The 20,689-nt window shown below is 42.7% G+C and carries 14 protein-coding genes and 1 pseudogene; 6 read left to right on the top strand and 9 right to left on the bottom strand.

The window, feature by feature from the left end; translation table 11 throughout:
- Positions 1-2,914, top strand: a 2,914-nt coding sequence (locus EO93_RS03300) for a fasciclin domain-containing protein (RefSeq protein ID WP_082107546.1), incomplete at its 5' end; no start/stop codon positions are given.
- A gap of 285 nt (positions 2,915-3,199) precedes the next feature.
- The gene (locus EO93_RS03295) at positions 3,200-4,327 is read left to right on the top strand and encodes a mechanosensitive ion channel family protein (protein ID WP_048131839.1); all 1,128 of its coding nucleotides are present in this window, start codon (positions 3,200-3,202) and stop codon (positions 4,325-4,327) included.
- A gap of 68 nt (positions 4,328-4,395) precedes the next feature.
- Here EO93_RS03295 and EO93_RS03290 read toward each other — a convergent pair whose 3' ends face one another.
- The 4 genes from EO93_RS03290 to EO93_RS17880 form a co-directional block, all read right to left on the bottom strand.
- Positions 4,396-5,703, bottom strand: a complete 1,308-nt coding sequence (locus EO93_RS03290; protein ID WP_048131837.1) for a phenylacetate--CoA ligase family protein — start codon at positions 5,701-5,703, stop codon at positions 4,396-4,398.
- Positions 5,696-6,358 (bottom strand): indolepyruvate oxidoreductase subunit beta, encoded by a 663-nt coding sequence (locus EO93_RS03285; RefSeq protein ID WP_048161114.1) that lies wholly within the window; start codon positions 6,356-6,358, stop codon positions 5,696-5,698. Before EO93_RS03285 ends, EO93_RS03290 begins: the two co-directional genes overlap by 8 nt.
- Complete coding sequence (iorA, locus tag EO93_RS03280) at positions 6,355-8,214, bottom strand: indolepyruvate ferredoxin oxidoreductase subunit alpha (RefSeq protein WP_048161113.1); 1,860 nt, start codon at positions 8,212-8,214, stop codon at positions 6,355-6,357. The genes EO93_RS03285 and iorA overlap by 4 nt, the downstream gene beginning before the upstream one ends.
- 380 nt (positions 8,215-8,594) lie before the next feature.
- A complete protein-coding gene (locus tag EO93_RS17880; protein ID WP_156161217.1) occupies positions 8,595-8,732 on the bottom strand; it encodes a hypothetical protein in 138 nt (45 codons plus the stop codon).
- 74 nt (positions 8,733-8,806) lie between these two features.
- Between EO93_RS17880 and EO93_RS03275 the strand changes: the two genes are divergently transcribed.
- The 3 genes from EO93_RS03275 to EO93_RS18600 all read left to right on the top strand — a co-directional run bounded on the left by EO93_RS03275 (position 8,807) and on the right by EO93_RS18600 (position 9,978).
- A complete protein-coding gene (locus EO93_RS03275) occupies positions 8,807-9,331 on the top strand; it encodes a YIP1 family protein (RefSeq protein ID WP_048161112.1) in 525 nt (174 codons plus the stop codon).
- Between the two features lie 144 nt (positions 9,332-9,475).
- Complete coding sequence (locus EO93_RS03270; RefSeq protein ID WP_048161111.1) at positions 9,476-9,835, top strand: transposase; 360 nt, start codon at positions 9,476-9,478, stop codon at positions 9,833-9,835.
- A complete protein-coding gene (locus EO93_RS18600; protein WP_156161218.1) occupies positions 9,808-9,978 on the top strand; it encodes a transposase in 171 nt (56 codons plus the stop codon). The genes EO93_RS03270 and EO93_RS18600 overlap by 28 nt, the downstream gene beginning before the upstream one ends.
- Before the next feature lie 505 nt (positions 9,979-10,483).
- On the opposite strand, the gene EO93_RS03265 is transcribed toward EO93_RS18600, so the two are convergent.
- From EO93_RS03265 to EO93_RS03250, 5 genes and pseudogenes are all read right to left on the bottom strand, one after another.
- Positions 10,484-10,891: a DUF1699 family protein gene (locus tag EO93_RS03265; RefSeq protein ID WP_048161110.1), complete on the bottom strand. Its 408-nt coding sequence runs from the start codon at positions 10,889-10,891 to the stop codon at positions 10,484-10,486.
- Between the two features lie 117 nt (positions 10,892-11,008).
- Entirely contained in the window at positions 11,009-11,164 is a 156-nt protein-coding gene (locus tag EO93_RS17875; RefSeq protein ID WP_200898077.1) for a hypothetical protein, read from the bottom strand.
- Between the two features lie 27 nt (positions 11,165-11,191).
- Positions 11,192-11,361: pseudogene (locus EO93_RS16720) on the bottom strand (DUF1699 family protein); the annotation flags it as partial.
- Between the two features lie 785 nt (positions 11,362-12,146).
- A complete protein-coding gene (locus EO93_RS03260; RefSeq protein ID WP_048161109.1) occupies positions 12,147-17,141 on the bottom strand; it encodes a PKD domain-containing protein in 4,995 nt (1,664 codons plus the stop codon).
- 1,195 nt (positions 17,142-18,336) lie between these two features.
- Entirely contained in the window at positions 18,337-18,528 is a 192-nt protein-coding gene (locus EO93_RS03250; protein WP_048161108.1) for a CxxC-x17-CxxC domain-containing protein, read from the bottom strand.
- A 595-nt stretch (positions 18,529-19,123) separates the two neighbouring features.
- Here EO93_RS03250 and EO93_RS03245 point away from each other — a divergent pair.
- Complete coding sequence (locus EO93_RS03245; RefSeq protein WP_052734251.1) at positions 19,124-20,056, top strand: Fic family protein; 933 nt, start codon at positions 19,124-19,126, stop codon at positions 20,054-20,056.
- Positions 20,057-20,689: the final 633 nt, after the last annotated feature.

The raw sequence follows: 20,689 nt of genomic DNA, 5'->3' as shown, positions 1-20,689 counted from the left end.
TACCACACTTCAGGGAAGCAGCCTGCCGGTTAATGTTACTGAGGAAGGAGTGTTTGTAGGAGACGCAAAGATTATAGTACAGGATGTAAATGCCAGCAATGGCGTAATCCACGTAATAGATGCAGTCCTTATCCCGCCGGAACCTGAGCCGGAACCCGAGCCGGAACCAGAACCAGGACTAAATCTGACAGTACTCTACGACGATACTGTAAACCTGACGGAAGGAAACTTCACCTTCACACCGGAAAATGCTACCCAGAGCTATACAATAGACAATCTCACGGACTTCGGAGCTCTGTCTGCAACAGGACTCGACTTTAACGTGTCCGTAATGCAGAACATGCCTGATGGGAATATGACCGACAACGTAACTGATGGGAATATGACCGACAACATGAGTGTGTCATTTGTGCTTGAGGGCATAGAAGGAGTAGAGAACAATAACACTACCGGAGAGATGTGGTTCCTCTACCTCAACGGAATGCCTGCTGAAGGAGACTTCGGCATGAACCCGGTAACTGACGGGGACAACCTCAGCTTCTGGTACACAACTGAAGTGGGTGGAGAAGCCGCAATAGAAAATGCAACCTACGTGGCTAACATTACGGTTGCTGTAGAAGAAGGAGAGGTTCCGTCTGAGGAGAAAGATATTATCGAAACCGCAACTCAGGCTGGAAACTTCACGACTCTTCTTGCAGCAATTGGGGCTGCAAACCTTACTGACACTCTGAAAGGAGAAGGTCCCTACACCGTCTTTGCTCCGAATGATGAGACTTTTAACGCGCTTCCAAACGGAACAGTCGAAGCTCTCCTTAACGACACAAACGCATTGACAAACATCCTCCTCTATCACGTTGCAGGTGAGAGGCTGATGGCAGCAGATGTTGTTAACAGGACCAACATTACGACCCTTCAGGGAAGCGAACTCCCGGTAAATGTCACTGAGGAAGGAGTGTTTGTAGGAGACGCAAAGATTATAGTACAGGATGTAAATGCCAGCAACGGAGTAATACACGTCATCGACGCAGTCCTTATTCCGCCCGAAGTTCCACCTGAAGAAAAAGATATTATTGACACTGCAACTCAGGATGGTAACTTCACGACTCTTCTTGCAGCAGTTGAGGCTGCAAACCTGACCCAGACCCTTAAAGGTGAAGGTCCCTACACTGTCTTTGCTCCTACCGATGAGGCTTTTAATGCTCTTCCCAACGGCACTGTTGAAGCTCTCCTTAACGACACAAACGCATTGACAAACGTCCTCCTCTATCACGTTGCAGGTGAGAGGCTGATGGCAGCAGATGTTGTTAACAGGACCAACATTACCACACTTCAGGGAAGCAGCCTGCCGGTTAATGTTACTGAGGAAGGAGTGTTTGTAGGAGACGCAAAGATTATAGTACAGGATGTAAATGCCAGCAACGGAGTAATACACGCTATAGATGCAGTCCTTATTCCACCTGAACCCGAGCCGGAACCCGAACCGGAACCTGAGCCAGGACTAAATCTGACAGTACTCTATGACGATACTGTAAACCTGACTGAAGGAAACGTCAAGTTCAGGCAGAATGCTTCCCGGAATTATACAATAAACAATCTCACAGACTTCGGAGCTCTATATGCAACAGGACTCGACTTTAACGCGTCTTTAATGCAGAACATGACCGAAAATGTGACCAACATGACCAGTGTGTCGTTCGCACTTGAGGGCATAGGGGGCATAAATAACAATAATCAAACCGGGGAAATGTGGTTTGTCTACATAAATGGGGAGCCGGCTGAAAATGACTTCGGAATGAACCCGGTAAGTGATGGGGACAACCTCAGCTTCTGGTACACAACTGAAGTGGGTGGAGAAGCTGCAATCGAGAACGCAACCTACGTGGCTAACATTACGGTTGCCGAAATGATAGCAAGAGAAAACATCATCGAGGCGGCACAGAACCAGACAAGATTAACCGAATTTGTAAATGCAACGCAGGCCGCAAACCTGACACAGACCCTGAACGAAACAGGACCTTATACTGTCTGTATTCCGAGTAACGAAGCCTTCGATAAACTGCCAGCAGCAACCCGTAATGAACTCATGAGCAATACAACTCTGCTCAGGGAGGTTCTCTCCTACCACGTAATTAGTGGGAAGTTTACTCGCGAACAGCTTGCCAGCATGAATACCGTTACTAACATTCAGGGCAATGCACTTCAAATCAATATGGTAGGGGACAATATCACAATACAAAACGTAACTATCACACAGATAATCATTGTAAACAATGGAGTTATCTGTATAATCGATGAAGTGCTCATCCCTCCGGACAGCGGACTTCCTTCTGATGGAGACCAGACAGATGGGGATCAGACCAACGGCAACCAGACGGATGGAAATCAGACAGATGGAGACCAGACAGGAAACTGGTACTTCTTCTCGATGCCTTTCGAAGCCAACAATACAAGCGTTGATTATCTGCTTTCAGATGTGAACTATACATCTCTGATTTATTACAACGCTTCAACCAAACTCTTCGAAGATGTCTCAAATATTGAGCCTCTGAAAGGATACTGGATCAATGTTCCCAACGGAACCGAGTTCAATGCTACAGAGCAGTTTGCTTCAGTTGAGAAAAAGCTGGTTACTGCTCCACCGAGCTTACAGACCTATCCGGGCTGGAACGCGCTGGGTTCACCTGTAAACGAGACTGTCTCTGCGGAAGTTGCATTCACGACCATTGACAGCTCGTATGCAAAAATTGTGGGTCCCTGGGTGCCAGGCAACAACACTACAGGCTACTACCAGTATGTCGGTTACAATGACTTCAACGGGACATTAGGCGAGAACCAGCTTGGAACAGATGAACTTGAAATCGAACCATATGAGGGTTACTGGGTCTTTGTGAGAGATGAAAATCTGTATGCCTGAGGAGGTCACCCTGAAAGGTAATGTAAGAGCCCAATGAAAACCAGAAAAAACAGTCCTTAAAAGAGAAAAGAAGGAGATTTCCATTTATGGAATCTTCTTTTTACTCAAATCTTCTTTTTACTCAAATTTACTTTCTTGTTTTAATTAGTTTCCCTTACTCAACCTGACCTGTTAACCATTCCAACTGCTTCAATCCTTTTTGCAGAACTTTATTTACTACACTCTTACAGTTCATGTATTTTTTAATCAATATTTATATAAAGCTTCCTGCTAAAGGTTGAGGGCATGGATACCCCCGAAACCCTAGATTCATCCCCTTCTTTTGCAGAAAATATGTCCTATTTTGACAGAATATTAGATCAATCATTCGCCTGGTTCTCGGCTAACTTCGGTACCCTCTTATTCATCATTTTCATAGGCATGGGAACCATCCTTGTCGCAAGGACTGTAAACCACCTTATGGAAAGTTACTTTACAAAAGCAAGCGGCAAGCTGCGCATGGACACCACGGCTTTCCGGATGTTCAGGCACGTTACGGTTGCATCAATCTATTTTGTAGGTCTAATTATTATAATATTCAGTATTCCTGACCTGCGCAGTCTCTCTGTAGCCCTCTTTACAGGGGCAGGGCTTGCCGGTATCGTAATCGGTTTTGCAGCCCAGAGCACACTGAGCAACATTATTGCAGGCATTTCCCTTGCTCTTTTTCAGCCTTTCAGGGTTGGAGACAGGCTGAATATTATGAACGAATACGGAAAGGTTACGGACCTCAACCTCAGGCATACGGTTATTATAACCTGGGATAACAGGCGCCTTATCATCCCTAACTCAATAATCAGCAATGAGGCAGTAATCAACTGGACCATAGAAGATCCTGCAGTTATCTGGCCAATAAACGTTGGAATCGGTTATGATTCTGATATTAGCCTGGCAAAAAAAATCATGATTGAAGAAGCCCGAAAGCATCCTCTGGTCATGCCTCCCCAGACCATGAAGCACAGTGTTATAAAGCCCAGTTTCCTGAAACCCGAAACCCTTGCAAACGGATTCATGGACCTGTCCGTGCTGCATACTGTAGACCCGGATTTCAGGGAAAGAGGAGAGGTTAAAGTATACGTGACAGATCTTGGGGATTTTTCCGTAAATCTCCGCCTGCTGGTCTGGTTTAAGGACAGGAGCGATGCATACAGTTCAGGGTGTGAAATAAGGGAAGCAATTAAAAGGCGCTTTGACAGTGAAGGTATCGAAATTCCGTATCCTTACAGGACTATCGTGTACAAGACAGATATTCAGAAGGAAAAGTCTCCTGAAAAATCCGCCCCAGCAAAAGGAACTAAAATGGAATATGCTCCAAGGAGCAGGCTAACTGATATTGATGATGAAACAGATATTGACGATGAAACAGGTCAATAAAAAAGGAAAATAAAAAAGAGAAATAAATAAAGGGTAATGAAACAGGTAGGTTAAATGATGAAAGGATTTTAAAGTTCCCTTTCATCGATTACTCTTTTTGTCTTTTTCATGCTTCTTGGAAGTTCCCCGAGCTTAACACCCACAATATCCACGCTCACCCCTATAAAGTCCTTGAACGCTTTTCCCAGGGCTTTTTCAGTTTGTTCTTTCTTTACAGGATCTTCTGCCCCTTCAATTTCAACTTTGAAGGTCATACTGTCCCTGCCGTTTTTGCGGGTAAGGAGGATCTGATATTCACTGCTGACCCTGGGCACCCTGTGGATTATATCCTCGATCTGGCCGGGATAGATATTTACTGCCTTAATCTTTATGCGGTCATCAGACCTTCCAAGGATCCTGTCAATTCTGGGGAAAGGGCAGCCGCATTTACAGAGCCCGGGGATTATGCGCGTCAGGTCCCTTGTCCTGTAGCGGATCAGAGGTGCTCCTTCCTTTGCAAGGGTGGTAATTACAAGTTCCCCGAGAGTACCTTCTGGGAGCTGTTCTCCCGTTATCGGGTCAATGATTTCAAAGAGCAGGTAGTCGGACCAGTAGTGCATTCCCTCATGGTAAGAGCAGTCAAGGGCAATTCCCGGCCCGTAGATTTCGGTCAGCCCGTAGATGTCAAAGGTCTCGATCCCGAGTTCGGTTTCAATCCTGTTGCGCATCTTTTCGCTCCAGCGTTCGGAACCCACAATCCCGACCCTGAGGTTGATCTGGTCTTTTAAGCCGCGCTTTTCAATTTCTTCAGCAAGCAAAATCGCATAGGAAGAGGTGCTTGCAAGGGCTGTGGACTTCAGGTCCGTAAGCATCTCAAGCTGTTTTTCGGTGTTTCCGGGACCTGTGGGTATTGCCATCGCTCCAAGGCGCTCGGCTCCGAGCTGGAACCCTATCCCTGCGGTCCAGAGCCCATACCCGGGTGTAATCTGAATCCTGTCCTGGTTGGTAAGGCCTGCCAGCATGTAGCAGCGCATCACCAGCTCTGCCCAGACATCAACGTCTTTTCGAGTATAGGGAATAATGACAGGCTTGCCAGTTGTCCCGGAGGATGAATGGATCCTGACAATCTCTGAATCGGGCACGGTCTGCAGCCCGAGGGGATAGGCATCCCTCAGTTCCTCTTTGTGTGTGAAAGGAAGGAGTTTCAGGTCTTCAAGAGACCTGATATTCTCTATATCCACGTTTGCTTCCTTGAACTTCTTCTGGTAAAATGGGCTTCCTTCAACCACACGTTTAAGCAGTCCCTTCAATTTTACGAAGGTATCTTCTTCCGAGAGTTTGGGGTGGTAGAGCTGGACATCCGGATCGAGCTCAGACTCCAAGGATGCTTCATACATTTAATTTCACCTTCTGTTCCCCGTCTGGTTGCCCGGGGATTAGCTTAATTCTTTCGATCGCACCTTCAAACGCAGCCCTGTTTACAGCTCTGTGTTTTTCAGGAATTTCGGTTTCAAGTACTGCCAGAATAATTTCTCTTGAAAAAGGCAGCATACCTGTGCCGGCAGCCGCTCCAAGCATTGCAACATTTGCAGCCCTGTATGTGCCTGCTTCTTCTGCAAGCTGTGTAAAATCAAGGCAAAGTATACCCTGAACATGGGCTTCCAGAAAGGCCAGCAAAGCTGCAGGATCATATTCAGGACTTCCCGGGGGCTTTGATGCAGGGGGTATAGCATGAGAGTTCACTATGATTTTCCCATCTTTTTTCAGGAAAGGCAGGTTTCTTAAGGTTTCTGCAGGTTCAAGCCCTATAAGCAGGTCTGCCTGTCCTGCAGGGATAAGGGAACCCGGGATCTCATCTCCAATCCTGATATGGCTGCTTACCGATCCTTCCCTCTGGGACATGCCTATGGTTTCGGCAGTGCTCACACGGAACCCGGCTTTCATTGCAGCAAGCGCAAGCATGCGGGAAGCAAGCACAACACCCTGCCCTCCAACGCCTGCAATCAGAATATCATACTTCATTCCTTCACCCTTAGTTCCTTCGTCCTTCATTTCTTCACCCCGTCTTCCCTTATGGCTCCCGAAGGACAGATTTGAGCACAGAGCCCGCAGCCGCTGCAGCTGTCCTGGATGAGAGGCTTGTCTTCTCCTGCAGGGAGGAAAATGGCAGGGCAGCCGAGCTGCTTTACGCAGAACCCACAGCCTGTACAGCTACCAGGATCAATTGCAAAGCGTGTAAAGGATTTTGTAATCCCGACACATTTTCCTTTGAACACGACCGCGGAAGGACCTTTAAATTCCATGGCTTCCTTTGCAGCCTCCACACAGTTTTCCAGGCTGCCTGTTTCCACGGTCCTTACAAACTCAACTCCACAGCTCCGGACCACGCCGGCAATGTCAATGGCTTTTGAGGGACTTCCAAGGGCAGTCACTCCTATTCCGGGATGCGGCTGGTGCCCTGTCATGGCAGTTGTGCGGTTGTCAAGGACTGCAAGGGTAACATCAGCTCCGTTGTAGACAGCATTTACCACAGCAGGGATGCCTGAATGGAAGAAAGTCGAATCCCCGATAAAAGCCACCTGCTTGACCTCCGGGTTCGTGCGGGAAAGCCCTCCTGCTATACTCATCCCTGCCCCCATGCAGAGGCAGGTGTCTACCATATTGAGAGGATATGCGTTTCCAAGGGTATAACAGCCGATATCCCCGGAAAAAATAGTCTCGACCTGAGAATCCTTTTTAAGCTGTTTTGCAGCCTGTTTGAATGCGTAAAAAACGGTCCTGTGCATGCAGCCCGCGCAGAGGGTCGGAGCCCGGACTGGCAGAGGAGGAAGCTCCCCTCTCAAAATCGCAGGGGAAGCATGGGAAAGGCTGGCTGTTTCTCCAAGGTCTGCAAGCACTTTGTTGACGCTGTCAATAACAATATCAACATTGTATTCCCCGCTCACAGGGAAAAAGCCGTTCTTTTTTCCATAGATATCAACAGGCAGGTGAGCCTTTCCGGTAAGCTGGAGGGCCTGTTCTTCAAGGTAGGGGTCAAGTTCTTCGACCACGATCAGTTTTTCGATGCCCTTTAAGAAGGAAAGAGCTGCCTTTTCAGGGAAAGGATACACTGTCCCTACCCTGAATAGGGTGAAAACCTCTTCAAAGCCCTTTACAGCCTCCTTTACGTAGAGAGCTGAAACCCCTGAGGCTATGATCCCGATTTTTCCGCTTCCAGAAACGGAATTGTACGGAAGCCCTGAAAAGCGCTCGGAAAGCTGCACCTGTACGTTTTCAAGCCAGGGGTGCCTCTCGGCAGTAAGCCTTGGAAAAATAGTCCAGCGCCTGTCCTTTATAAAGCCTTCACAGGAAGCTTCAACCGGAGCAGGTTCTGCGGCTGCGAGCTCCACATCCCCGCAGCTGTGAGAAACCCGCGTGGTAGTCCTGAGGATGACCGGAATTTCGAATTCATGCGAAAGCTCAAAAGCCAGTTTTGTAAGCTCGTAAGCTTCCTGCGGGTTTGCAGGGTCAAGGACAGGGATATTTGCAAAATGCCCGAACGCCCTAGTATCCTGCTCAGTCTGAGAGGAATGAGGCCCCGGGTCATCGGCAACAAGCAGGACAAGAGCCCCTTTTACCCCTATGTAGGTCAGGCTCATCAGGGGGTCGGATGCTACATTTAACCCTACCTGTTTCATGGTCACAAGCACATTTGCCCCGGAATAAGCCGCCCCTACAGCTGTTTCAAGTGCAACCTTTTCGTTGCTCGACCATTCGGTATAAATCCCGCACCTGTCCGCATACCGGAGAATTGTCTCCAGAGCTTCGGTCGAGGGAGTTCCCGGATACCCGGTAACTACCTGTACGCCAGCTTCTATCGCTCCAAGTGCAATGGCTTCATTACCCATTAACAGTTTTTTTTCAGTCAAATAAACTCATCTCGGATCGTAGGAATAATTTAACGAATTGGATAAATTTAGACAAGCCTCAAAGTAATAAAATGAGGTTGAAAACGAACCTGAATTCTCAAATCATCTACCAAAATTGTTTTTGAGAATCCGAAAATATAAGGATATTTCGCCGCTTTTTTACGTTACTGGAATGCGACGCACATCTATGTACAACACTGCGGGAAGAAGTACGTAAAATACGGATATAAAGTTTTTGTTTTTGAGAGTTTGTAAAATTGATCGAGGTAACCTGATCTGTGAAATGAAAAAACTAATTAGGATAACCTGAAAAAGCTTCAAACTAATCAATTAGTATAAAAACAGTTTTTGGGAGAAGTTTTGATTCCTGCAGCAGTTCCTCAGCCGATTGCGGGGTATTCGACTGAAATAAAAATTATGCTGACATAAGCTGCTGTAAGGAATGGGTTTTGTCCGTCAATAATAATTTGATATTTACCCGGAATATTTACATGCCTGTGTCCCCCAGCGTCCTTCATATTATTTTTCGCGTGGGGTGTGTATATATTTCTGGGAGATCAAATATAAATAGAACTTTGTAATATTATTTACCATGACGCGTTTTGATTACATCGGGACCTGGAAAGAAGTTATGAAAAGCCCATCTCATTTTTACAGGGAAATGCCAAAGACCGGAGGATACACTGATCCTATCATTTTTGCAGTAATCAACATTGCCATATACTCGTTTTTTTACTTGCTTTTTAATCCCGGAGCTTACGATGTCGAAGGATTCGGTTCTATGATGGTATTTGCAGTTGCACTTATGGCACCTATTGCAGGTGTTATCGCCCTTCTTCTCGATGCTACACTGCTCCATATTATTCAAAAAACGCTTGGGGGAAAGGGAACTTATGAGGGTACTGCAAGGTTCGTACTCTATGCCTCGGCTGCGTCATCCTTCCTCTGGATTCCTCTTGCAGGCGGGATTTTTGGGGTTTACCAGTTATATCTTTACGTTGTAGGCGGCAGGTTTGTACATGACGTAAGCCTGGAGAGGTCCGCCCTGGCTCTATTTCTGTCCATCTTGCTGGTTATTGTTTTTGTAGTGCTGGTTTCTTTAAGCGGCTTTGTATGATTCTGTTACCGATTCTGTTATATTTTGCTGCAGTGGTTCCAAATCTTCCGGTTCCCAAACCCATTTTTTACAAACGGGACTGAGCACACAGGTGCAGAGCCTATCCCGAAACTAAAATTATGTTGAAATTATATATTTAGTACTATGTCCTTTCAGGAAATCGAGGATGTTCTGTGGAAATCCATAGAACCTTATCTTCCTCCACAGAAACCACATACAGGACGGCCTCATGCAGACTTAAGGAAGTTAATGAATGGAATCTTGTATGTCGTTACAACAGGTTGTACGTGGAAAGATGTTCCTCGTATCTATGGCTCTAAGTCAACAGTTCATAGATTTCATCTCTACCTGTGTGAACATGGTACCTATCAAAAGATTTTCAATGAACTTTTAAACAAAGGTTATGACTTGAAGAAAATAGATCTTTCTCATTGCTTTACTGATAAAAAGGATGTTCCTGCTAAAAAAGGGGAAACATCGGTTATGATGGCTACAAGAAAGTAAAAAGAGTAAAAATAAGCGTTTTAGTAGATTTAGAGGGGCTAACCCTCTCTATTATTGTTGTTCCTGCAAATGAGAATGACTCCACGCTTTATGTACCTACACTTAAGAATTTCAAGATACAGAGACCTATAGGAAGCCTGTAAACAGGCCTTCCAAAGTGACAGCTGATGCAATATATGATACAGATGAAATTCGAAAATATAACAGAAGAAGAGGAATAAAGCAAAATTATCGGCCCTGCAAAGTGCCCCTTCTAAAGCTGCAGAAATCATGGGTTTTTTAGTTCGCTTTTCTTAACCCTTTTCTCTACAAATGTACCCGAAAAAGATTCCAGCAGACCGCCGGATGGAAATAATATATTTTAAATGACTTAAAAAAGAGGTTTAAAGTAAGAAATGTGACTCAAACCGCTTCAGAACTGGTAGATGATTTTTCAGCAATATCAATATTAGAGACCTTACTTAGATCTACTGATGCTGTTCTCAACCTCAATTTCTTGATATAAAAGTTGAAACCCTTTCAGCAGTAATTTTCCCGATTTTCCTCTAAAATATTAAGTTGGAGATCAGGGACCGGAAGATTCAACCCCTTTCTATCCGATCTAATCTCCAGCAAAACACCTACCAAAATGTTTTATTTTATTTGAATTCAGGCAGGAATTTCCTTGTTCAGGATATAAGCGACCATTCCAGGGTTCAGCTTGCTTTCCCTTGAAACCTTTTTCTCAATTTCCTCAGTGGATTTACCTTCGATTTTCATTTCTTTAATCTTTTCAATCACTGAAGAGGAAATTGCGTAATATTCGTTTATATCCTTCCTGTGCCCCCAGACATCTCCTTCGATAAGCTGGATTCTCTGCATCAGAAGGAACATTTCTATGGATTTTGAAACTGTACGCATGTAAGATTTAGGTAACTGGATTACCTCAATCTTTGGGCAGGTTTCAGCCAGTCCAAAGATGTCTTTGTTGGATGGCCGGAAAGCCAGGTGAACAAGGCGCTCATTCGGATTAAGTGTAAAGATCTCTTCTCTGGAACTAACTACTCTTATTCTCATTTTTTTCTCCCCCACTTTTAAGTTCTTTCTTGATTTAAGTTGGTTTTAGTTTTTAATTACTTTAGATTAAAGGGAATAAGTAAAGAAATTATACTGTTTATAATGAAACGGAATAATTTATGCAGACACGAATGAGGAAACTTTCTCCCTCTTCACCTTTTTCTGAGCAGCTGAAAGGCATTCAATTGTACAGTAAATTGCCTTTTCCTCCACATTTTTCAGGACTATAAACTCACTCCCACAAATTGGACATGTTTTTCTTACATACTCCACAGAACATCACCCACTTGTTTTGCTCGTTTTTAAATTAGTTTTAACTGTATTCATATAAGATTTAGGTAACTGGATTACCTCAATCTTCGGGCAGGTTTCTACCATTCCAAAGATGCCCTTATTTGAAGGCCTGAAAGCCAGGTGAACAAGGCGTTCATCAGACTGAGTATAAAGATCTCTTCCCTGGAACTAACCACTCTTAGCCAGGTGTCAGCTTCATGTTTTCATTCTCCACTGTTAAGTTCTTTTTTAATTGTAATTACTATAAACTACATATACTTATTATATATAGTTATCTCATTAAGCTAATATTATTTAGATAGTATTCAGAGAATACTAGTTATACGATATTTGCTGAATGGACCTAAAAAAGTCATAAACGAAATAAAAACGGGTTTTAAAAATTATATTTTCTATTGATACTTTTAATGGCACTCTCTTTCATATCAAAATTTATTTCAAATACTGACTTAACTATTTTAATCAAAATCGCGCTGGCGCACCCCGCAACAAGTTAGAGGAGCATTCGATTGAAAAATCCGAAAAAAGCCCTTCACCAGAAAAAATCACTTTGATCTAAAAGATCGACCCTGCAAAGTGCCCCTTTTAAATCTGCAAAATCTCATGGGTTTTTTAGTTATCTTTTCTTAACCCTTTTCTTCAACAAACGTGTTCAGGGGAGATTAAAGCAGATCGCTGGCAGAAAAAATATATTTTAACTGAAGTTGAATGAGTGAAGAAAGTAAGTTTATTTAAAGGAATGCATGAAGCTGAACTTATATAAACGTAAAAGCTTTATTAAAAATCATACTCTGATAAAAAAAGAAATGAAAAGATGGAATAATTCGGCTCTGTAGAAACCCTCCGAAACGACTGACCCTCATCAGCTAAAACTGAACGTCTCGAATATTTATATATTTTTAGCCTCTTGAAGCTGGTATAAATAGGTTTCTACAAAGCCGTTTTTTTCGATCCGGGATATTTACTTACTAATCGCAATATATCTGGATCTGGTTTCAGTACTAATGCTTCCTGAATTATTTACTGTTAAACTAACCGTATATTGTCCTGTTTTATTGTATACGTGTACAGGATTCTTTTCTGTAGAAGTATTTCTATCTCCAAAAGCCCATTTCCATGAATCAGGTGATCCGGTGCTGTTGTCAGTAAAAATGACACCAAGCGGTGCAGCCCCTGAAGTTGGAGATGCAGAGAAGGCAGCTACAAGGGAGTTTGAAACCGCAATATGGCCGGTTTTAGACAACGTGTTACTGCCGTTTGCATTACTTGCTGTCAATGTAACAGAGTATAGGCCTGATTTATTGTATGTGTGTACAGCATTCTTTTCTGTAGAAACGTTGCCATCTCCAAAAGTCCATCTCCATGCAGTTGGCGACTCTGTGCTCTCGTCAGTAAAATGAACTGTAAGAGGCATGCTTCCTGAAGTAGGGGCTGCAGAGAATTTGGTAACAGGAGTATTTAAAACGCCTGAGACAGCAATATAGCCGGTTTTTGTCAGCACATTACTGCCATCTGCATTACTTGCTGTCAGTGTAACAGAATAAAGGCCTGATTTATTGTATGTATGCACAGGATTCTTTTCTGTTGAATCACTTCTATCTCCAAAAGTCCATCTCCATGCAGTTGGCAATCCTGTGCTCTCGTCAGTAAATCTGATAGTAAGAGGCGCTTTTCCTGAAGTAGAAGACGCAGAGAAGCTGGCGACAGGACCATTTAAAGCGTTTGGAACAACAATATAGCTTGATTTTGTTAACGTATTGCTGCCGTCTGCATTACTTGCTGTTAATGTAACAGTGTATCGTCCTGATTTATTGTATGTGTGTGCAGGACTCTTTTCTGTAGAAAAGTTTCCATCTCCGAAAATCCATCTCCATGAAGTTGGCGACCCTGTGCTCTCATCAGTAAATCTAATAGTAAGGGGCGCTTTTCCGGAAGTTGGAGACGCAGAGAAACTGGTGACAGGACCATTTAAAGTGTTTGAAACAACAATATAACCGGTTTTTGTCAACGCATTACTGCCGTCTGCATTACTTGCTGTCAATGTAACAGAATATTTTCCAGATTTATTGTATGTGTGTACAGGATTCTTTTCTATTGAATTAGTTCCATCTCCAAAAGTCCATTTCCATGCGGCTGGAGATCCTGTGCTCCTGTCAGTAAAACTAACAGTAAGAGGCATACTTCCTGCAGTTGGAGATGCTATAAAGGTGGCGGCAGGGATAATATAGCCTGGATTCGAAGTCACAGTACCGCTTTCAGAAACTACAATGTAGCTTGATTTTTGCACCTTATTACTGCCTCCGGCATTGGTCGTTGTCAAAGAAACAGTATAATTTCCTGATTTATTGTATGTATGTACAGGATTTGTTTCTGTAGAATCACTTCCATCTCCAAAAGTCCATTTCCATGCAGTTGGCGATCCTGTGCTCTCGTCAGTAAATCTGATAGTAAGAGGCGCTTTTCCTGAAGTAGAAGACGCAGAGAAGCTGGTAACAGGCGTATCTAAGAAGCTTGAGACTGCAATATAGCCGGTTTTAGACAACGTGTTACTGCCGTTTGCATTACTTACTGTTAATCTAACAGCATATAGTCCTGATTCATTATATGTATGTACAGGATTTTTATCTGTTGAATTGCTTCCATCTCCGAAAAACCATTTCCATGCCGTTGGCGACCCTGTGCTCTGGTCAGTAAAATGAACGGTAAGAGGCGGTTTTCCTGAAGTAGGGGATGCAGAGAATTTGGATACAGGAGCAGCTAAAATGCTTGGGACAGCAATATAACCGGTTTTTTTCAACGAATTACTGCCTTTTTCGTTACTTGCTGTCAATGTAACAGAATAAAGTCCTGATTTATTGTATGTATGTGCAGGATTCTTTTCTGTTGAAGTATCCCCATCTCCGAAAGACCATTTCCATGAATCTGGTGATCCTTTGCCCTGGCCTGTAAAATCAACAGTGAAAGGAGCTTTTCCTGAAGTCAGAGACGCAGAGAAACTGGTGACAGGGCCATTTAAAACGTTTGACACAACAATATAGCCGGATTTTGTTAACGTATTGCTGCCATCTGCATTACTTACTGTTAATGTAACAGAGTATAATCCTGCTTTGCTGTATGTATGTACAGGGTTCTCCCCGGTTGAATGAGTACCGTCTCCAAACGTCCACTTCCTTGAGGTTGGAGCTCCTGTACTCTGGTCGGTAAAACTAACAGAAAGAGGCGCTTTTCCTGAAGCTGGAGATGCAGAAAAAGCAGCAACAGGGGCTTCATACCCGTTTGAAACAATAATATAGCTGGATTTTGTTACTGCACTCTTGTTCCCCGTTTCGTTTAATGTCAACGTAACAGAATATTTTCCTGATTTTCTATAGATGTGTACAGGATTCTTTTCCGTTGAATAAGTTCCATCTCCAAAAGTCCAGTTCCATGAAGCTGGAAATCCTGTGCTCTGGTCAGTAAAACTAACACTAACTGGCGTTTTTCCTGAAGTTGGGGATGCAGAAAATACTGGCTGTGCCAGAACAGTTACTGTGGCAAATTTCGAATCAGTACCGTTTGTATTGTTTACTGTAAGCGTTACTTTGTAATTCCCTGCCCTAGAGTAAGTATGTGCTTGATTTTGCTGTGTTGAACCGGATCCGTCTCCAAAGTTCCAGTTCCACCCATCCACATTCTTCGAGAAATCCGTAAACTGGACAGAAAGAGGAGCATAACCGGATGTGAGATTGCTGCTGAAGTTTGCAGCAGGAAGTACTGGTTGTGCTGGAAGAGGACTTATAAACTGACCGAAAGCAACAGGACTGAAACCTGTATTTACCTTGGCTGTAACCTTGTTTGTGGCTGTGTCAATTATAGAGACAGTTTTGCCTAGATTATCGTCGTCGCCGCAGTTCGCTACATATACCTTTGTTCCATCCGGTGTGACTGCAATTCCGTAAGGATTATTTCCGACTTTCAAAGCAGCTATAACAGTTTTTGTTGCGGTGTCAATTACGGAGACATTGTTACTGCGTTGATTTGCCACATATACTTTTGTTCCATCCGGACTGACTGCAACTCCCATAGGCCATTCTTCTACAGGCACTGTGGCTGTAACAGTGTTTGAACTCGTGTCAATTACAGAAATAGTGTTACTTTCACAATTCGTCACATATAGTTTTGTTCCCGCCTGGTTAACTGTAACTCCACAGGAGCCAGGTTCAGCTTTCACAGTCGCTATAACAGTGTTTGTGGCTGTGTCAATTACAGAAACAGTGCTGCTATAACGGTTCGTCACATATACTTTTGTCCCATCCGGTGTGACTGCAACTCCCATAGGCCATTTTCCTGCAGGCACCGTGGCTGTAACAGTGTTTGTGGCTGTGTCAATTACAGAAACAGCGTTGATATCACGACTCGCAACATATAGTTTTTTTCCATCCGGTGTGACTGCAATTCCACAGGGATAGTATTTATCTCCTACATCCACGGTGGCCGTAACCTTATTCATGGCTGTGTCAATTACAGAAACAGTGCCGCGGCGGCCGTAGTTGGCATTCGTCACGTATATCCTTGTTCCATCCGGGCTGACTGCAACCCCTAATGGGTTAATTCCTGCGGGCACCGTGGCTGTAAAGGTATTGTTTCCTGTGTTAATTACAGAAACAGTGTTGCTGTTGATGTTCGTAATAAATGCATATGAAGGCGCAGGAGAACCTTTTGGTACAACATTTACTGTAGCAAGCTTTGAATCTGTGCCGTTTGAATTGCTTACTGTCAGGCTAACAGTATAGATTCCTGCTGCAGAATAGGTATGCGTGGGATTCTGCTTTGTTGAACCAGCCCCGTCTCCAAAGTCCCAGGTCCAGCCGGTTGCATTCTCCGATAGATCTGTAAACTGCACAGGTACGGAAAGGAAAACATAATCTGATGTGATGTTGCTGCTGAAGTTCGCTAAAGGATAAACTGGTTGTACCGGGATAGAACCTATAAACTGGCCTGAAGCATGAGGACCGTTTCCTACAAGCATCGTGGCTGTAACGGTGTTGGTAGCAGTGTCAATCACAGAGACGGCGTTACAGAGGTTGATTGCTACATACACTTTTTTTCCGTCCGGTGTGACTGCAACTCCCACAGGATTGGGTCCTACAGGTATTGTGGCTGTAACTTTGTTTGTAGAAACGTCAATTACAGAGACAGTGCTGAAATATTTATCATTAGTAGTCACATATGCCTTTGTTCCCTCCGGGTTGACTGCAACTCCAGAAGGGGTTCCCTCGACCTTCACAGTGGCTGTAACGGTGTTGGTAGAAGTGTCAATTACAGAAATGCCCCCATTATCGGAGTTCGCTACGTACACCTTGGTTCCATCTGGTGTGACCGCAATTTCCTCAGGACTTTTTCCTACGGATACCGTGCTTATAACAGCTTTTGTGGTAGTGTCAATTATAGAGACAGTGTTGTCGCCTTCGTTTGTCACATATGCTTTTTTTCCATCCGGACTTACCGCTACTCCCGCAGGATATTTTCCTACAGTCACTGTACTTGCAACAGTATTTATGGCAGTATCAATTACAGAGATAGTGTTACTGACCCTGTTTGCCACATATAGTTTCTTTCCATTCGAGCTGATTGCAACCCCTTGAGGAGAACGTCCTACAGGCACCGTGGCTTTAACAGTATTTGTTGCCGTGTCAATTATAGATACATCGTTGCTATGAGAATTTACCACGTATATCTTTGTCCCATCTGGATTAATTGCAACTCCAATAGGATTGGATCCTACAGATATCGTAGCTGTAACTTTGTTTGTGGTTGTGTCAATTACAGAGATATTGTTACTCTCTTCATTTGCAATGTATGCAAATGGCGAGGCGCCTGCGATACTCACCAACATTAAAAAAGCAAGTACTGTTACCCCCAAAGTTTTATTGAAGGTTTGCCCCCTAAATATTTTATTACATTTCGTTCCTTTCATTTTAGACCCCTTAATATATGGATAATTAAATTTGTTGAGAATTTTGAAAAAACTTGAAATTTGACAGGTTTTTATTACGATAATATAGCAATTCATTGAAGTAAGAGTTTTTTCGGGTTAAGCTGGTTATCAGAACCGAATGCGACTATAAGTGCGATTATAAGTGAGACTATAAGTGAGACTATAAGTGAGACTATAAGTGAGACTATAAGTGAGACTATAAAAATGACTGGATGAATAAGATTCCCCCGAACTACACAAAAGAATTGTAAACTCTAAGATAATAATCTTTCTTTTATTGGCTTTATAGAAATCCTCCGAAATGACCAGTCTTCATTAATTTTAACTGGATGTCCCGGTATCATTATATCTATTGTTGGCCTCTTGAAGCTGGCATAGATGGGTCTCTACAAAGCCACAAAATGTGGATTGTAAAAGTACTCCTTATTTTAATGTCCCCACAAAGCAGACTCATTTATATATTAAAGAGAAAGAAAGAGGAAGAAAGTGAAGGGAAAATATAGAAAACAGTTGCATTTAAGCTTTGATAAAATCAAATACAATAAACGGAATATAGTGGAGACAACGTCCTCTGTTGTCAAAAGGAAATTTGGAGAAGTACTCAGGGCAAGAAAATTCTATAATCAGGTTAAAGAATTAAAACTTAAACTGATAGTTATAACATAATCAATAGTGGAGATATTTGCGTTCGGGAAGGTGTAGCCAGGTCGATAAGTGCTCCTTCTAAAGCTGCAAAAATCACGGGTTTTTATCCCCTTTTAGAAAAAGGATTTGGGGCAGATTGAGGCAGACCGCCGAGCGAAAAAATATATTAATTGATTTGAAAAGGATAAGGAGGAACTTTAATTTTGAATTCAGCGACTCATTTTCTTACGATTTTCCCTAATCCATAATTCACTTGAAAAATTTCACTTCAATTCGAAACAGCCACCGCAAGAAAAAAAGTGTTGATGAAGTTAAAAAAGCCCCCCAATGGAGACTTATAAATTAAGCAAAACTAATCAGCCCTGCAAAGTGCCCCTTCTAAAGCTGCAAATATTCACAGATGCAAAAGATCACAAGTTAAGAAAAAGTATATTCCGGGTCTGAGGTATATTTAAAAAAAGTGGAAAATAAATAAGTGTTGATGTAACTCAGTTAAGTGTCAATGTAAACTCAGTTACACAAATAACACTTAGTATCTGTTTTCTCTGGGTGTCCTGTGGTTAGGAAGACAATCCCTGCAGTAAACAGGTCTTTCCGGGTCAGGTTTGAAAGGCACTTCGGTCTCAGCTTTACAGTCTGAACAGGTTGTCTTGTGCATTTCTCTGGGAGCGCCGAAATTGGAATTAGAATTTCCTCTGAAGTTTCTGTCATTAAAAGCCATATTTGTTTCACCTTTGGTTTAGTTGTTAGTTAATTGTTTTAAAATAAGATTGTATAGAACTCTTTGATTAAAAACAAAAATTGGTTTTTAATAACAGATGAGTATACGTCTCTTTATTTATCAACACACATACATAGCACCTATAATATATAAAGGTATCCATATAAATGAAAATTCACTCTTTCAAATGAGAGAACAACTTCCAGACATGGTTTGCAGAGGAGATAACAGCCCATTTTCTGATAGCTCCCGAAAATGGGCTTCGCCTGAAAAACCTGCCACTATAATTTGAAAACAGCTCTCTAAAGCCAAAAATATGATTGATGATCTAAAAAATAGCCTCGAGGGAACCGATATATGAAGTGCAAAACTGATAGGGCTGGAAAATGCTCTTTCTAAAGCTGCAAAAGGTAATAGGTTTTCGATTTATCCAAATATCTGCAAAAAGGATTCCGGGAAGATTCCAGCAGACTGCCGCCAGGAGAAATATATTTCAATTGGATTAACCGGGAAAAAAGATTCAACTATCGGATAACTCAAAAATCTGTCGATACCGATATATAACACGGGATATATATATCGGAGATGTAAAATTATGGACGATACCGATATACCCCTGATTCAAGAAGAACTTCTTGCAAGAATTGATGAAAAAATGAAGCGGCTAAACTCCATGAGGCCAATTCCGGCAGATGCTTTAGGAAGGCTTCATGAATATATGAGGTTGGTGCATACCTATCACTCCAATGCAATAGAAGGGAATACACTAACACTCCAGGAAACAAAACTTATTCTGGAAGAAGGGCTGACAATTGGCGGAAAATCACTCAGAGGACATCTTGAGGTGAGCAATAACGCAAAAGCTTTTGACCGGGTGGAAGAGCTAGCACAGAAAAAACACGCTATAGACCATGTTACAATTCAGGAGATCCATGAAATTGTAACCAGAGGTATACTTGAGGATGCCGGAAGATATCGCACCAGAAATATGAGGATAACAGGTGCAGTAAAGACTCCACCCGATTGGTCGAAGATAGTGGAACTGATGGATGAACTGATCGAAAATATTGCTGAAAGCAAGGAGCATCCCATTGAAACAGCTTCAGCCCTGCATCACAGATTTGTTGAGATTCATCCTTTCAATGACGGAAACGACAGAGTAGCCCGACTCCTCACAAACCTGTATTTGATTGCAAGGGATTATCCTCCTGTTGTGCTCAAAAAAGAGGATAGAGGAAAATACTACAAATCCCTTAAAGCTGCAGATGCAGGAAACCTCGGACAATTTACCAATTTCATTGCAAAAGCCGTGGATGAAAACCTGACCCTGTATCTCTCCATCTCAGGAGGAAACGACGAACTACTGCCTCTAAAAGAACTTGCCCTGGAAACCCCTTATTCTCAGGAATATCTCAGCCTGCGGGCTAGACAGGGACTCCTTGATGCAGTAAAAATAGGAAAAACATGGCATAGTCCAAAACGTGCGGTTGAGCAATATCTATCCGAGCATGGGAAAAAAGATGTTTGATGTGATTTCATTGGTCATCGGTTAAGGAATTTTCCTGCCTGTATGCTATCGATTTTAGAGTAAAAATTAGTCTCAAATTTCGAACACCGAAACTAAAATCGATACCCTGTTTCAACTTCAGATCAATATATGTTTTCGAGATCTGTCGCAGAAATAGGGCAATTTACCATGATTCCTCTCTTAGCCGAAGACACATGGATGTTATTTTAAGAAAAATCCTATTGATACCAGGACTTACGCACTTGAGAGATAAAATCAAGTACAACAGACGTTAAAGTTTAATATATTATATAGTTGAAAGTTTAATGCTATTGAGTTCCAGTTCAACCGCGTAAGTCCTGGATACATAAAAAATAGCCCTGAAGAAAATCTATTGATAAAGCAAAACTAATCAGCCCTGCAAAGTGCTCCTTCTCAAGCTGCAAATATTCACAAGATGTAAAAGATCAGAAGTTAAGAAAAAGTAATTCCGGTTTTATAAAGTACTAAAAAAGTGGAAAAGAAATAAGTGTTGATGTAACTCAGTTAAGTGTTAATGTAAACTCAGTTACACAAATAACACTTAGTATCTGTTTTCTCTGGGTGTCCTGTGGTTAGGAAGACAATCCCTGCAGTAAACAGGTCTTTCCGGGT

Source organism: Methanosarcina sp. 1.H.A.2.2, from assembly GCF_000979975.1.
Taxonomy (GTDB): domain Archaea; phylum Halobacteriota; class Methanosarcinia; order Methanosarcinales; family Methanosarcinaceae; genus Methanosarcina.
The sequence above is the reverse complement of the archived record's forward strand: the minus strand, read 5'-3'. Positions and strand labels throughout refer to the sequence as shown.